Origin of the sequence: Corynebacterium sp. TAE3-ERU30 (assembly GCF_019209925.1) — a bacterium.
GTDB lineage: Bacteria > Actinomycetota > Actinomycetes > Mycobacteriales > Mycobacteriaceae > Corynebacterium > Corynebacterium megadyptis.
In genome coordinates this window covers 56,647-69,767 of record NZ_JAHUTO010000004.1, presented here as the reverse complement: position 1 = coordinate 69,767, position 13,121 = coordinate 56,647, and the positions used below count along the sequence as shown (strand labels likewise).

The window sequence follows — 13,121 nt, the reverse complement described above, 5'->3', positions numbered from 1 at the left end:
GAAAAGAGGAAGATTTACTGCGCGAGCTTTTCAACCGCGGCGAGCAGCACACAGGTGGCCACACCATCCATGGCGACCTCGACCTCATTCAGCGGCGGCATCGAGGGGGCGAGGCGGATATTGCGGTCGTTGGGGTCCTGCTTGAGCGGGAAGGTCGATCCAGCGGCGGTGAGCTTGATGCCGGCTTCCTTGGCCAGTTCCACCACGCGAGAGGCGGTGCCATCCACCACGTCGAGGGAGATGAAGTAGCCGCCCTCCGGCTTCGTCCAGGTGGCGATGCCGAGCCCGCCGAGGCGCTGCTCGAGGATCTCCAGCACGCTGTGGAACTTCGGCGCCAAAGAACCGGCCTGCTTGCGCATCACCTCGCGCACCCCGTCAGCGGAGCCGAAATAGCGGGCGTGGGCCAGCTGATTCACCTTGTTCGGGCCGATGCCGCGAATACCCGCATGGGAGGCGTACCACTCCAGGTTGGCGGCGGAGGAGGCGAAGATAGCCACGCCCGAACCGGCGAAGGTCACCTTCGAGGTGGAGGTGAGATACCAGAAGCGGTTGGGGTTGCCGGCCTTCTTGGCCATCTCGAGCACATTGTGGTTCTCGGGGAACTCATCGAATACGTGCACCGCATAGGCGTTGTCCCACATGATGCGGAAATCGGGTGCCGCGGTCTCCATCTCGGCGAGCTCTCGGCACACTTCCTCGGAGAAGGTCACACCGGTGGGGTTGGAGTACACCGGCACCGCCCACATGCCCTTCACGCTCGGATCCTTCACCAGCTCGCGGATGGCATCCATGTCCGGGCCGTCCTCGAGCATGGGCACGGTCACCATCTCGAAGCCATAGTGCTCGGTGATGGAGAAGTGGCGGTCATAGCCGGGCACCACACAGATCCAGCGCAGCTTCTCCTCCTGCGACCACGGGCGCGGGGAATCACAGTTACCGAAGGTGTGGGTCCAGCTCATGATGTCGAACATGATGTTGAGGCTGGAGGAATCGCCGGCGCATACCTGGGAGACATCGAGTCCGAGCAGCTCGGCGTAGATCTCACGGATATCGACGATGCCGTTGAGGCCACCGTAGTTGCGGACATCGACCCCATCGGCGGTGCGATAGTCGCCCTTCCCGGGCAGAGCCAGCAGCTCTTCCGCGAAGTCCAGCTGCTCTGCGGAGGGCTTACCGCGGGTCAGATCCAGCTGCAGGTCACGCTGAACGAGCTCCTCATAACGATTGCGCGCATCGGCGGCAATCTCCTCGAAGTCCTGTTGATTCATATCCTTCAGTTCGGTCACGTCGCGACCCGCCCTTCTGTATTTCTGGTTGTTCTCGTGGTCAGTCACGCCACAGGTGATAGTCATGGGCGATCATTTCCGCCCTTACTCTACTGCTCGGCCTGTCGTTTTTCTATGATCGCGCACAGATGAGCAGCGGATTCTAGCCCTGCAGGGCGCGATAGCCGGCTGTCTGATCCTCGCCCGCGCGGCGACGTCGAGGCGCACTATGGCAAAGCAATGTCGAGCAGCGACGTCGATGGGGTCGTCGATCCACCCGCAGGTTCTTGGCTAATCATGATTGACTGCGCCTGCGCGACGCCGTCGATCTCCACGTCCATCTCGGGCAGTACCTCGGCGGATTCCATCACGCCGACGGAACGGGGACCGGAATCCTCCACAAGCCACATCTGATAGGCCTGATCCGGTGGCGGTGCGGGAACATCGCGCAACATCACCTTCGCCGTGTCAGCGCCTGGGGCATACTCCACAGTCACCGTGCCGCCAGCTACCCGGCGTTCACTAGTGCTCACCTCGGCCTGCTCAGTCTCTGCCCGATCGGAGGAGGCATTCATGGTGGTGAAGGTAATAGCGCCGCTGGCCAGCACCGCCACTGCGCTGGCGCTCGCCAGCCACAGCGGCAGCCGGCGCCGTCGAGACGCCACGGTATCCACCGTGGCCACAGGGGCAATATCTCGGCGCAGACGCTCCCAGGCAGTCTGGGCATCAGGCATATCGACATCGACGCTGAGGCCGGCGAGGACATCACGGTACTGCTGCTGGAGATGAATGAACTCGTCATTATCTGCAACGCCCAGATTTTTTTGCTCATCGAGCGGCAGCGACCCTACGGCCGAGAGAGCGGCAAGCGCCTCGAGTTCCTCCCGCGATGGTTGTTGTGTAGTCACGAGTCCATACACCTCCTTAAGGTTTTCATTGCATCTCGTAGACGGGTTTTGATCGCAGAGTGAGATACTCCGAGTCGATCAGCTACTTCTTGATAGGTCAGCCCCTCAAAATAGGTCAGAGCAAGTGCCTGACGCTGTTTTGCGGTGAGTTGTTCACAACACTCGGCTAACTCTGCATGCTCATCAATACGAAGCAGATGAGCATCTGCCGCATCCACGGACTCAGTAAGACTCATGGACTGGGCATATTCAGCGCTGCGGCGATGGTGGGCTTCTCTGCTGCGTACGACATCAACTGCCCGGCGATGGGCCATGGCAAGCACCCAGCCCTCGGCAGATCCTTTATGTGAGTCGAATGACGAGGAGTTTTCCCATACCGATAGCCATGCTTCGTGGGCGGCGTCTTCCGCCAAATTACGGTCGGTGAGAATGCGCAGCGTTAATCCGTAGACGCGCTTATGCAGAAGTGTAAAAAGTTGCTCAAAAGCCTGTACGTCCCCCCGCGAGGTGGCCTCGAGCAGAGCGTCGAGGTGAGATTTGACGTTAGGCACAGGGCTAAGCCTACACACGAAAATAATATTTCGAGCTGCACCCACCCGATCCTTCTTTGGCTCCGAACACTTTGTGAGGGCAACAAAATAGTTGCCTGTTTTTCAACAAACGAAGTGGATATACATGCGACTTAATCGCCACCCAATTTTCACGGCAGCTGCCATTCTCGGCGCCACCGGACTTGTACTCAGCGGCTGTAATGCTGATGATTCCGATAGCACTGAGGCCAAGGACAGCATGTCCAGCACCTCCAGCATGACCAGCTCTGAAGACAGCCCCTCCAGCGAGGCTGAGTCCGAGACTGAGACCGACACCGAGGCCGCAGCTGCAGCCGAGGCCCCGAGCGGCCCGCTATGCCAGGCATATGCCGACGCCCACCCGGACGGCCCCGCCTCTCTCGAGGTCATTGCCGGCCAGAACATCGTCGAGGCACTGCCGAATATTCCGGAACTCTCCACGCTCACCGCAGCACTGACCGGAGAGCTCAACCCTGACGTCAATCTCGTGAGCACCATTGAGGGCGGGCAGTGGACCATTTTCGCCCCGACCAACGGCGCTTTCGAGAAGCTTGACCCAGCGACCATCGAGGAGTTGAAGACCAACTCCAACATGCTGACCAGCATTCTTACCTACCACGCCGTGGAAGGCCAGGCCGGCATGGATGCGATCGTAGGCGAGCACACCACCGTTGGAGGCTCCATGCTGACCGTCACCGACGGCGAACCGATGATGGTGAATGACGCCACCGTGGGCTGCGCAAACGTGCCCACCGAGAACGCTCGGGTCTACATCATCGATACCGTCCTGATCCCGAACAAGTAATTTTTTACTCTCTCAAAGGAGAAACCTCTATGAAACGCTTCACCAAATGTGCCGCCATGACCGTACTGGGTGGCTCCATGATTCTCGCTCCGGCCGCGGCCCAGGCCGGCACCCTCGAGGATGCCCTCCAGCCCGCCCTCCCGGGCTTTAACGTCGCTGGCGCTCTTCCCCAGTGGGATGTTGAGAACGGCCACGCTCACGCCAAGGCTGATGACGCCATCGCCCTCGGCATCTCCGTGCTCAATGGCTCCGCCACCGCCCACGCCTCCAACTTCTCCGGCCCCGCCGCTATCGCTGTGGGCGAGGGTGCAGTAGTAGAGGCCCACGGCGTTCAGCCGGGTCTCGCCATCGGCATCGCTGGCCCCGACACCATGGTCAAGATCGACGGCACCACCGCGGTGGTCTGCGATGGCCAGGCCGGTTTCGCGGGTGACTTCCAGACCCTCACCGGCTGCGCCGCCTACCCCAACATCGACGGCAGCATCCAGGTCATCCACTTCGACGGCAGCACCGCTACCACCCCGTTGACGCTGCGTTAATCTGAGGCCTTCCATCCCCTGCAGGACATATCCTGCGGGGGATTAGTCCTGTCTCGGGCCAGGGAGCTTCTCGTCGCGGGTGCAAAGATGCCATCATCGCCTCGCCGCGCGCCGCATACAATCACGGTGCGGGTCGTGTGCCGCCTGCTAGTATGTATTACAAGCTACTATGTACGGCAAGTACATCCCATAAGAACAATCGAGGACATCATGAACACATTCGACGCTGTGCAGGATCTGCCCACGTACCTGCTGGTCCTTCTCGCCCTTCTCATCGTGTGCCAGCTCGGCGCGATGGTGTGGGCCCTGCTCCGGCTCTGGAAAGATAAGCGCGAGCGTATCGCCGGGCTGCCTCGCTCGATCTGGACAGCCATCATCCTTATGGGACAGCTTCTCGGCCCTGTTGTGTTCCTCATCATGCACATCAGGGAAGAGCGGGCGATGGCTGAGCAAAAGCGTTTCCATCGCGCCCAGAAACAGCAACCACGTGGCCACGGCACGGACGTCTCGTCTGTGATCGACAGCGTGTATAAGGAATAAACCACCATGGAATGGGCTATCACGACGACGAAGCTGTGCAAAAGCTATGGCAGCCACCGCGTGCTCACGGACGTGGAGCTGCGGGTACCACGGGGCGCTGTCTATGGCTTTGTCGGGGCGAATGGGGCCGGAAAGACCACCACGATCCGGATCTTATTAGGCCTTGCCGCTGCCAGCAGCGGCCAAGCCACGGTGCTGGGCACTCCTCGCGGCACGTTGCCGCCCACACCACGAGGAGGGGTCTCGTATCTTCCCGATGTGCCACAGCTCAGTCCGTGGCTCGGCGCCACAGACGCCCTCATCACCCTTGCCCGCCTCGATAATGTGCCCTCGGAGGTGGCGTCGCACAGAGCTTCTGAGCTACTAGAACTCGTAGGGCTGACACATGCACCGGGCACCGTCGGCGCGTTCTCGAGGGGAATGAAGCAACGACTAGGGATCGCCGCGGCACTGATTACTGCACCGAGCCTGCTGATCATGGACGAACCCACCAGCGCCCTGGACCCCATGGGGCGTGCGGACGTGCTGGCGATCATTCAGGAGCTCAGAGGGCACGCAACCATCATGTTTTCCTCCCACATTCTGGCGGATGTCGAAAAAGTATCCACCCATCTTGGAGTGCTCCATCGCGGCCGGCTTCTCGCCCAGGGGCAGATCGACGAGCTCCTCGAATCACGCGGGATGCCGCGGGCGCACTTTACCCTCAGCACCCGCGCCGAGCACGCCGAGCGCATCACCGCAGCCATTCACGCAATCGACCCGCAGTCACGCATCGAACCGCAACATCAGGGACTCGAGCACTTCTACGCCCGCCTCACCAAGGGAAAGGAGGAGCAGTGATGGCGTCTCAGCAGCTACTACCCCTATGGCGCTACCACGGTGTGCGGCTACTGCGCTCAACCAGCACGTGGGTGATGCTCGCGCTCATCGTGGCGATGGCAGGCACCCAGGGCGTGATGAGCTCGCACCTGCCCGAGATCATGAGCAGTCTGGCCGGGCCAGAGATGACCGAGCTTCTTGCCGCCACGATGCCTGAACCATCGTGGCACCACGCCTATGCAGGATGGATGAAAAACCTGGCGCAAATCATCACGCTCGGGCTGCTCACCATCAACGCACTCGGATACGCGCAGCTGAGCAGCAACGGCGATATTCCTTTTATTCTGACGAAGAACCTGCGCCGCTCCTACTACCTAGCGACGGGGGCCATCTCTACGTGGTGCGCCATCTTTGCTTATGCGGCCATCGGGGCGACAGTCACCTGGGCAGGAACCGCACTGGTATTTTCTGACGCCCCCTATCTCCCAGTCCTCGTTGCCAGCCTGGTGTGGGGCCTAGAAATGACGCTCATCAGCGCAGTCCAGCTCCTCGCCACCACACTAAAACCGGGTATCGGAGCCCCAGTACTGGCCGGAGTCGGGCTCTATCTTCTCATTGCAATCGGCGGAACATTCGACAGAATTGCCGCCTATAGCCCACTGGGCCTGTCGCGCCTGAGCACTGAGATCTCGAGCCAGGACGCGGTAGGGGCCTGGCTGATTCCCGTGGGGAGCTCACTGGGCCTAGTACTCGTGGTGTTCCTGTGGGGAATCTGCAGATTCAACCGCTGCGAGCTCGCTTAAGCACCGCACCGCCCCACTGGAGGACATAAAAAATCTCCCGGCGCATCTATCAGGATGCGTCGGGAGATTTGTCAGTGGCGGAGGATGTGGGATTTGAACCCACGAGGGGCGTGAACCCCGCACGCGTTCCAGGCGTGTGACATAGGCCGCTAGTCGAATCCTCCATGCCAAACACAAGCGCAGAGCGCCTCTGTTCGGTAGATACACTACACACACTCGACCGCAAAGCCAAAAACGCCTTGTCAGCCGCCCTCTTTTCGCCGCTCAACCAGCAGCCCGGCGCGCCAGCCTCCCCAGAGCCCGCCGAGATCGCCTGCCTTATTGCTTCTCGCGGCTGGCTATTGCTACAGTGGTACACGGATTCCACGCGGCGTCCATCTTGTGAACTCCCCCAGGGCAGGAATGCAGCAAGGGTCAGCGAGCTCTGACGGGTGCGTGGGATCCCTTTATTATTTCTGGGGGTAGGTTCGCGACGCCGCTTATCGACGCCACGAGCACGCCGCTCCGCACTACTGAGCGGCGAGAATATCCTCCACGATCTCCGCGGCCGCTTGGCCGGAGGCGATAGCGCCATCTGTGGACGCATTGCCGAATTGATCGCCGCAGGCCACCACCAATTCGTGCCGCAGCGCGCGGTCGCCGCCCGGCTCGCCAGGGGCCACGGCGGGCAGAGTATCGGGCACATCGTGGGTGGCCACACAGCGCCACGCGGTGGTGTCCACCCCGTAGATCTCACCTAGGTGGCGGCGCGTATCCTCCTCGCTCGGCTCGGTATCATCGCTGAGCGTCAGCGCGGCAATGAGATGCTGGCCGGCCGGCGCATACTCGGGCGCGACATGGCTTAGCACGCAGGTCGTGGTCACAGGCCCATATTCTCCGGAGGTGCCGCGCCCGTCGATATGCACCGCAGCGCTATCACTGGGGGCCTCCTCGGCGGCGAACCAGAAGGTGCGCGTGCCATGCATCGCCGGGGTATCAGTACCCATCAACTCAGCCGAGGACTCCAGTCCAGCAGCGAGCACAATGCTGCGCGCGTGCAGCTCTGTCTCTCCCACCCACACGGTGGCCGTGGTGGTATCAATTCGGCTCACCGGCTGGTTCAACCGCACATCGAGGCCTTCAGCCATGATGCGCGGCAGGGTGCGCATGCCGCCGCTCGGCAGGCCAGGAGTACCGGCCATGAACATCGACAGCAGCCACGCGGTGTGCCTAAAGGAGGTACTGCCCTCTCGTTCTGCCACCACGCCAGCGAGGAAAGGATCGAGAACGTGGCGTCGTAAAGCGCCACTAAAACCGGCCTTATCGAAGGCCTCGGCGCGCGTGGTATCGGCGCTGGGAATCCCCTTCAGCAGGCGCAACGCGGCGAGATCCTCCTTGGCCACCAAGCCAGATTTCAGCACGGCGGGCAGCGCCTGCGGCCGGCGCGTGGGATCGTTGAGCTCCACTAGGTCGGAGCCGGTGCGCACCCGGAGCGCGCGGGGAAAAGAACGTAGCCCAAGCCGGGTGGTGTCGATGCTCGCCCGCAGGTGCCGGTAGGCGGGGTTGAGGATTTGGAAGCCGCGGTCGACGAGGAAGCCATCGACCTCCTCAGTCGTGATGCGGCCGCCGAGGCGATCGCTCGCCTCGAGGACGATGACGCTGTGGCCGTTGTCCTGCACGGCGCGGGCCGCGGCCAAACCGGCCACGCCGGCGCCAATAACGATGACATCATAGGTGGTCATAGGCGTGTGCTCCTAGGGTTGGGGGAAGAAATCTACAGCTCGACGGTGCCGCTATCGCCCGAGGGGCGCTCATCGGAGACGAGACCGGTAAAGGTCTGCACCAGCAGGGAGGGGCGCGAGGGGCTTTCCCAGTACTGGGCGGACTCGCCACGCACGATCAGAACCACCTTGTCGGTGTTCTCGGGGTGCTCGCCCTCCTCCGAAAAAGCATCGGTGCCTGGGCCCCAGAGCTCGGCGAGTAGCTCGGTGTCGTGGGAAATCTCGCCCACTCCCGCAACGGAGACGAAAGACATGTCATCGTTGAAGGCCAGGTTCACCTGCGCCCCATCTGCCTGCTGGGCGGTATCGCCCTCCTGGGGCAGGATAAATACGATCTCGCCGTTGTCGCGGACCGCCTGGACCGTCATGGGACGAGACACCAGCGAGCCAGCGCTATCCGTGGTGGTGACCATGGCAAAACGCGCCGAGCGGATGAGCTCGCGCACTGTGCGCCGCTGCTGTGCAGCGCGATCGGTGGAGTCAGGGGTGGATTGTGATGTGTGTGTAGTACTCATAGGGCCATCCTAGGCGTCATTCGGCACTGCCGACGCGGGGCAGGATGGATGGCCGAGCGCTCAGTCCGCCGCCCGCAGCTGGGCATCGAGCGCCGTCAAGGCGCTGCGCACACACGCGATCTTGAGCCCACCGCTGATCACCGGCCACGCCCACGGCGCGGCTGCCCCCACAATCTGGCGTCGCTCGGGCCGCAGCGCCGACCAGAACGTGGCATGCAGTGCCAGCAGTGCCATGGCTTGTGCGCCACATAGCTCCGCCCGCGATGCCACCGAAAACGCCTGCGAGAGATCTGCCTCCTGGGGCGCCTCCGAGCCACGACGCTGCGTCGCATAAGGCAGCACTGCGATAACACCGACGATCCCCGCCGGCAGGGCCGCCGCCACGATCCCCGGCCCCCACTTCTTCGGCTGCCCACCCAGCGACCACTGGACGGGCGCCGTCTTGAGACTCGCCACCGCGAGGGCACCAGCAGCCACGCCAACACCGCCGATACGCGGCCCGAGCTGCAGCACGCGACGCCACCGAGCAGGAATATGCTCGGCGAGATCCGGCAAGGAATCATCGGGGCGAATCCAGCCCGCCTTCACCGCCACCGCCCCGAGGTTGAGATCCCAGCCCAACCCCAAGGTGCGGGGCACACATAGACGCGGATTTTCCGGCTCGAAGTTATCGAGCACCGCATCTCGATCCCCCGCCCAGAACGAGGACACTGGCAGCCCACACACGCGCCGCTGCCCATCCTCATCAAGAGTCCACCAGTTCATTGTGCTCACTCATGCCTTCCGTGTTGTTGCCGCCACCGCCGCAGCGAGCTGCTCCCATTCCTCTGCCAGCTGCGCGAGGCGGGTGCGCCCAGAAGTGGTGAGCTCATAGATTTTGCGCGGCGGCCCTATAGGAGACTCCTCCCACGAGGTGCCCACCATTCCGGTTTTGCGGAGTCGAGCGAGCAGCGGATAGACCGTGCCGGAGGAGACCTCCAGGCCCGCCTCCACGCGCAGCCGCTCGAGCACCTCGCCGCCATAGGATGCTCGTTCCTGCAGCAACCCAAGCACAACCAGCTCGATAGCTCCCTTGCGCAATTGCGATTCCGCCATATAGCCCCCTCGCCCAACCTAGTAGCGTGTCATACACAGTAGCTGCCGAAAAGACACCCACCAAGAAACACCCGCGGGCGCCGCCTAGCCCCGCAAGAGATGGCGCGCCACACCCGTGGGGTTGCACCGGCTATATGGACGGGGGAGTCTCGGAAGCATGCCCGTGGAAAAGGGTGTACTCGATGACGTCAGTAGGAAGATCCGGCCGCCATCGTTCATGCGCTGCCTCCACCACATCGAGATATGAGGTGTAGCCGGCAGGTGTCCAGCCTGTCGTTGTCTTCCACCCCAGGGACTGCGCCACCCTCCTATCGAGAATGAGCGGGTGCCGGGTATCGCTCGGGCTAGGCTGCCCCGCGGCGAAGTACAGCAGCTTGGTGAAGAAGCTAGGCCCCAACCCTGTAATCTGTGCCGGCCCCGAACGATAGAACAGTGCATAGCTCTCGGCCGCCGGCACTGTCGACGCAGCTGTGATCCCCTCCACGAGCCTGCCGGGCGCGCCGGGCTCGTGGAGGGGACGAACACTTCGAGAAATCTGCAGAGCACTCGTCCCAGCACCCCAGGAGCACACAGCGACGTAGAAGTTCACGGCGTCCTCTTCGGTCTCCACGGATTGCCCGATCTCGAACAGCCTCTGCCGAGACACCGAAAGAGCCGGCTCCTTTCTCTCCAAGAACCACGGCAGGGGAAGTTCCGCCGGCCACTTCTTCTTCCACGATGCGGGGTAAAAGCTGACTGTCTGCTCCCACACGGTCTCTGGGGATACAGCCTCCTCCGGTGCGCCCAGAACAGCGAGAGCAGCACTCAGAGCTTTCTGCGATACCGCCATGACATCTCCTCCACAGACCCCACCGCCACACGGACACCACGTATCTCCAGTCTCAGCTGACAACGCCTGCGCCTGTGCCACAGCGATTGTGCTCAGCTCGACTGCTCATACCCACTGGGCATTCCACCCAATCGGCTCTTGGCACTGGTGGAGAAGAGCCCACTCAGCTTCGCGTCTTGATAGAATTATACACCGGATCTGTGTCGCGACCCCAGCCCCGCCAGAGTCCCTGAACAACCTGTACCGAATTCCGCTGGGGATAAAATATCGAAGGATGTTTCGATGAATGGCAAGCAAGTTCGGCTCTACCTCGTCGACGGCACCGTCGGCGGGTTGATGACCGCCGAGATTCTCAACTGGACTGGGCACATGCTCCGGGCACGCCGCAAGGACCTCGCTCGGCTCAAGAATCGCGAGGAAGCCCAAAGAACTGGCGTGTACGTCCTCTTCGGCACTAATGAGGACGGTGAGCCGGCCGCCTATATCGGCGAAGGCGACAATGTCATCAGACGGCTGGAGAATCACAACGCCCGCAAGGACTTCTGGGAAGACGTCGTCATCATCACCTCCAAGGACATGAACCTCACTAAGGCCCACGTGAGGTACCTCGAATCGGAGCTGATCAGGCTCGCCAAGTCCATCGGCCGAACCTACCTTTACAATAGTGTCTCCCCGACCGGCGGAGCTGCCCTGCCCGAGGCTGATCAATCCGACATGCATTACTTCATCACTCAGATACGGATTCTCATGCCGGTTCTCGGCTTCGATATCTTCCGGGGCCGCACCACCCCACTCCCCGCCGCCAAGGGATCCACTGCCCCGGTCGCTGCTTCGCCTACTGATGAAGCCACTGAGTCTTCGGACAGCCCCGTCTTCTACATCAAAAACCAAAAAGGGGCCGACGCCCAGGCACAGCTCATCGATGGCGAGTTCACTCTCTTGGCAGGCTCCATCATCCCCGCGACCATGAAGGACAACCCCGATTGGTCCGATACGACGAGGAAACAATTCGCCAAGCGCCAAGCCCAGCATGCGACGATCGTGGAGGCCTCCACGCCCGGCCCCACGCCGGATCTAGTCCAGCTGCTAAAAGACGTCGTGTTCACCTCCCCCTCCGCCGCCGGGGCCATCGTCTATGGCTCGGCATCCACGAATGGGCGGATCGCCTGGAAGACGAAGACAGGACAGACCTTGGGCGATTGGGAGGAGGGGCAAGAAACGACCACCACCGCAGGTCAAAGCCACCAGCCATAAGGAAAAGCCCCACCTTCCTTTCCCGGAAAGTGGGGCTGACCTGCTTTTCAGTGGAGCCGCCTGCGAGAATCGAACTCGCGACCTTCTCATTACGAGTGAGATGCTCTACCGACTGAGCTAAGGCGGCCGGTATCACGACGCCAGAGGCGTCGCCATTACCGACTGGAAGTGTAGCGCACCACAGCGCACATTCCTAAATCCGCCCGTCGGCTACTGCTCCACCCCATACGCCAGCCGGAATTTCCCGATCATCGCATCCAACGCCACCGTGGGGCGCACATTAAATGTCAGCATCTCCCGGCATTCTGCAATCGCATCGATGCAGCGCAGCAGCCCTGCCACCCCCACCTGTTCGGCGAGATCGCGCGAGAGCCCCGCAAAATCTGGGTGCGTCAGGCTTGTCGACGCCGCGCTCGCCACAATGATCGCATCCCTATACAGTCCAGCGAGGTCGGTGAGAGCCAGATCGAGCGCATCCTGGGTGGAGCGGGTCCGGCGCCGCTTCTGCTGCTTTTCGAGCTCTTTCAGCTCACCCCTGCTGCCCCGCAGCGCCGCGGCGGTGCCCTTGCCCCGCGACCCCATGCCGAGGGACTGCTTCAGCTCGTCTGTTTCCTTTTCATTGTGGGCGGCGAGGGTGCTCTCGGTTTCGTCTTCGATCACTTTCACCAGAGCCGCCACGTCTTGGAAGGCACTGGAGCCGTGGTTGACGAGTTCCGCAAGCTGCAGCACTCGTGCCCGTCGTTTCTGCGCCTGGGTGTCGGTGGCGAGGTGCCGGGCGCGGCCGATGTGCCCGCTGGAGGCTGCCGCCGCCAGGTGCGCGGCCTGCTCGTTGGCCACCCCCTCCCTCATCAGTAGCTCGGCCACGTCCTCGGGGCTGGGCATGGGGATATAGAGGTGGCGGCAGCGCGAGCGCAGCGTCACCGAGAAGTCCTCGGGGTCGGTGGAGGGCGCGCAGAAGATCATGACGGTGCGCTCCGGCGGCTCCTCCACAGTCTTCAGCAAGGCATTGGAGGACTCCGATCCGAGCCGGTCGGCGTCTTCGATGATGATCACGCGCCACCGCCCGTGGGTGGGCGAGGTATTGGCCAGCGGGATGATGCGGTCGCGGACCTGGGCCACGGGGATCACCACGCCCTCGGGCACGAGGTGGAACACATCGGGGTGGGTATCGGCGAATACCATCCGGCAGCCCTCGCACTGCCCACAGCCATAGCCACCGGGGGTGTCGCACACGAGCGCGGCGGCAAAAGCTCGCGCGGCCACTGATCGTCCAGATCCGGGCGGGCCAGTGAGGAGCCACGCATGGGTCATGTGCTCGGGGTGCGAGGCGGCGTCGACAAGCGCCCGTGCCACGCTCGTCGCCCCAGCGAGGCGGTTGAATACTTCGGAGCTCACGACAAACTAGCGTAGCTCACCGAAA

General features: G+C 62.4%; 15 protein-coding genes, 2 tRNA genes and 1 other RNA gene. 7 read left to right on the top strand and 11 right to left on the bottom strand.

What is annotated here, in order from left to right; all coding sequences use genetic code 11:
* Positions 1–14: 14 nt before the first annotated feature.
* The 3 genes from KR227_RS08575 to KR227_RS08565 form a co-directional block, all read right to left on the bottom strand.
* Positions 15–1,268 (bottom strand): aminotransferase class I/II-fold pyridoxal phosphate-dependent enzyme, encoded by a 1,254-nt coding sequence (locus tag KR227_RS08575; protein ID WP_218365154.1) that lies wholly within the window; start codon positions 1,266–1,268, stop codon positions 15–17.
* A gap of 224 nt (positions 1,269–1,492) precedes the next feature.
* A complete protein-coding gene (locus tag KR227_RS08570; protein ID WP_218364960.1) occupies positions 1,493–2,173 on the bottom strand; it encodes an anti-sigma factor in 681 nt (226 codons plus the stop codon).
* Positions 2,170–2,724 (bottom strand): sigma-70 family RNA polymerase sigma factor, encoded by a 555-nt coding sequence (locus tag KR227_RS08565; RefSeq protein ID WP_218364959.1) that lies wholly within the window; start codon positions 2,722–2,724, stop codon positions 2,170–2,172. The genes KR227_RS08570 and KR227_RS08565 overlap by 4 nt, the downstream gene beginning before the upstream one ends.
* 124 nt (positions 2,725–2,848) lie before the next feature.
* Between KR227_RS08565 and KR227_RS08560 the strand changes: the two genes are divergently transcribed.
* From KR227_RS08560 to KR227_RS08540, 5 genes are all read left to right on the top strand, one after another.
* The gene (locus KR227_RS08560; protein WP_218364958.1) at positions 2,849–3,547 is read left to right on the top strand and encodes a fasciclin domain-containing protein; all 699 of its coding nucleotides are present in this window, start codon (positions 2,849–2,851) and stop codon (positions 3,545–3,547) included.
* 29 nt (positions 3,548–3,576) lie between these two features.
* On the top strand, positions 3,577–4,086 hold the full coding sequence (locus KR227_RS08555) for a hypothetical protein (RefSeq protein WP_218364957.1): 510 nt from the start codon (positions 3,577–3,579) through the stop codon (positions 4,084–4,086).
* A 210-nt stretch (positions 4,087–4,296) separates the two neighbouring features.
* Complete coding sequence (locus KR227_RS08550; RefSeq protein WP_218364956.1) at positions 4,297–4,626, top strand: hypothetical protein; 330 nt, start codon at positions 4,297–4,299, stop codon at positions 4,624–4,626.
* A gap of 6 nt (positions 4,627–4,632) precedes the next feature.
* Positions 4,633–5,466: an ABC transporter ATP-binding protein gene (locus KR227_RS08545; RefSeq protein ID WP_218364955.1), complete on the top strand. Its 834-nt coding sequence runs from the start codon at positions 4,633–4,635 to the stop codon at positions 5,464–5,466.
* Positions 5,466–6,248, top strand: a complete 783-nt coding sequence (locus KR227_RS08540) for an ABC transporter permease (protein WP_218364954.1) — start codon at positions 5,466–5,468, stop codon at positions 6,246–6,248. The genes KR227_RS08545 and KR227_RS08540 overlap by 1 nt, the downstream gene beginning before the upstream one ends.
* A 75-nt stretch (positions 6,249–6,323) precedes the next feature.
* On the opposite strand, the gene KR227_RS08535 is transcribed toward KR227_RS08540, so the two are convergent.
* Positions 6,324–6,412 (bottom strand) — tRNA-Ser (locus KR227_RS08535).
* A 191-nt stretch (positions 6,413–6,603) separates the two neighbouring features.
* On the opposite strand from KR227_RS08535, the gene ffs reads away from it, so the two are divergent.
* Positions 6,604–6,698: signal recognition particle sRNA small type (gene ffs, locus KR227_RS08530), an RNA gene on the top strand.
* Positions 6,699–6,757: 59 nt separating this feature from the next.
* Here the strand turns inward: ffs and KR227_RS08525 are convergent.
* The 5 genes from KR227_RS08525 to KR227_RS08505 all read right to left on the bottom strand — a co-directional run bounded on the left by KR227_RS08525 (position 6,758) and on the right by KR227_RS08505 (position 10,447).
* Complete coding sequence (locus KR227_RS08525) at positions 6,758–7,969, bottom strand: FAD-dependent oxidoreductase (RefSeq protein WP_218364953.1); 1,212 nt, start codon at positions 7,967–7,969, stop codon at positions 6,758–6,760.
* 32 nt (positions 7,970–8,001) lie between these two features.
* Complete coding sequence (locus tag KR227_RS08520) at positions 8,002–8,523, bottom strand: pyridoxamine 5'-phosphate oxidase family protein (protein ID WP_218364952.1); 522 nt, start codon at positions 8,521–8,523, stop codon at positions 8,002–8,004.
* 60 nt (positions 8,524–8,583) lie between these two features.
* Complete coding sequence (locus tag KR227_RS08515) at positions 8,584–9,288, bottom strand: DUF5808 domain-containing protein (protein ID WP_218364951.1); 705 nt, start codon at positions 9,286–9,288, stop codon at positions 8,584–8,586.
* A 9-nt stretch (positions 9,289–9,297) separates the two neighbouring features.
* Complete coding sequence (locus KR227_RS08510; protein ID WP_218364950.1) at positions 9,298–9,618, bottom strand: PadR family transcriptional regulator; 321 nt, start codon at positions 9,616–9,618, stop codon at positions 9,298–9,300.
* Between the two features lie 130 nt (positions 9,619–9,748).
* Positions 9,749–10,447: a hypothetical protein gene (locus KR227_RS08505; RefSeq protein WP_218364949.1), complete on the bottom strand. Its 699-nt coding sequence runs from the start codon at positions 10,445–10,447 to the stop codon at positions 9,749–9,751.
* Between the two features lie 282 nt (positions 10,448–10,729).
* Here KR227_RS08505 and KR227_RS08500 point away from each other — a divergent pair, with 282 nt between their 5' ends.
* Positions 10,730–11,701, top strand: a complete 972-nt coding sequence (locus tag KR227_RS08500) for a GIY-YIG nuclease family protein (RefSeq protein WP_218364948.1) — start codon at positions 10,730–10,732, stop codon at positions 11,699–11,701.
* 51 nt (positions 11,702–11,752) lie between these two features.
* On the opposite strand, the gene KR227_RS08495 is transcribed toward KR227_RS08500, so the two are convergent.
* Positions 11,753–11,828: transfer RNA gene (locus KR227_RS08495), tRNA-Thr, on the bottom strand.
* 83 nt (positions 11,829–11,911) lie between these two features.
* Positions 11,912–13,096 carry a DNA polymerase III subunit delta' gene (locus tag KR227_RS08490; protein WP_218364947.1) on the bottom strand — a complete coding sequence of 395 codons (1,185 nt, stop codon included), beginning with the start codon at positions 13,094–13,096 and terminating at the stop codon, positions 11,912–11,914.
* Positions 13,097–13,121: the final 25 nt, after the last annotated feature.

Bases quoted from the DNA above. Each gene is read 5' to 3' on its own strand.
- KR227_RS08575 (WP_218365154.1), bottom strand. From the start codon at position 1,268: ATGAATCAACAGGACTTCGAGGAGATTGCCGCCGATGCGCGCAATCGT.
- KR227_RS08560 (WP_218364958.1), top strand. From the start codon at position 2,849: ATGCGACTTAATCGCCACCCAATTTTCACGGCAGCTGCCATTCTCGGC.
- KR227_RS08555 (WP_218364957.1), top strand. From the start codon at position 3,577: ATGAAACGCTTCACCAAATGTGCCGCCATGACCGTACTGGGTGGCTCC.
- KR227_RS08550 (WP_218364956.1), top strand. From the start codon at position 4,297: ATGAACACATTCGACGCTGTGCAGGATCTGCCCACGTACCTGCTGGTC.
- KR227_RS08545 (WP_218364955.1), top strand. From the start codon at position 4,633: ATGGAATGGGCTATCACGACGACGAAGCTGTGCAAAAGCTATGGCAGC.
- KR227_RS08540 (WP_218364954.1), top strand. From the start codon at position 5,466: ATGGCGTCTCAGCAGCTACTACCCCTATGGCGCTACCACGGTGTGCGG.
- KR227_RS08525 (WP_218364953.1), bottom strand. From the start codon at position 7,969: ATGACCACCTATGATGTCATCGTTATTGGCGCCGGCGTGGCCGGTTTG.
- KR227_RS08520 (WP_218364952.1), bottom strand. From the start codon at position 8,523: ATGAGTACTACACACACATCACAATCCACCCCTGACTCCACCGATCGC.
- KR227_RS08515 (WP_218364951.1), bottom strand. From the start codon at position 9,288: ATGAACTGGTGGACTCTTGATGAGGATGGGCAGCGGCGCGTGTGTGGG.
- KR227_RS08510 (WP_218364950.1), bottom strand. From the start codon at position 9,618: ATGGCGGAATCGCAATTGCGCAAGGGAGCTATCGAGCTGGTTGTGCTT.
- KR227_RS08505 (WP_218364949.1), bottom strand. From the start codon at position 10,447: ATGGCGGTATCGCAGAAAGCTCTGAGTGCTGCTCTCGCTGTTCTGGGC.
- KR227_RS08500 (WP_218364948.1), top strand. From the start codon at position 10,730: ATGAATGGCAAGCAAGTTCGGCTCTACCTCGTCGACGGCACCGTCGGC.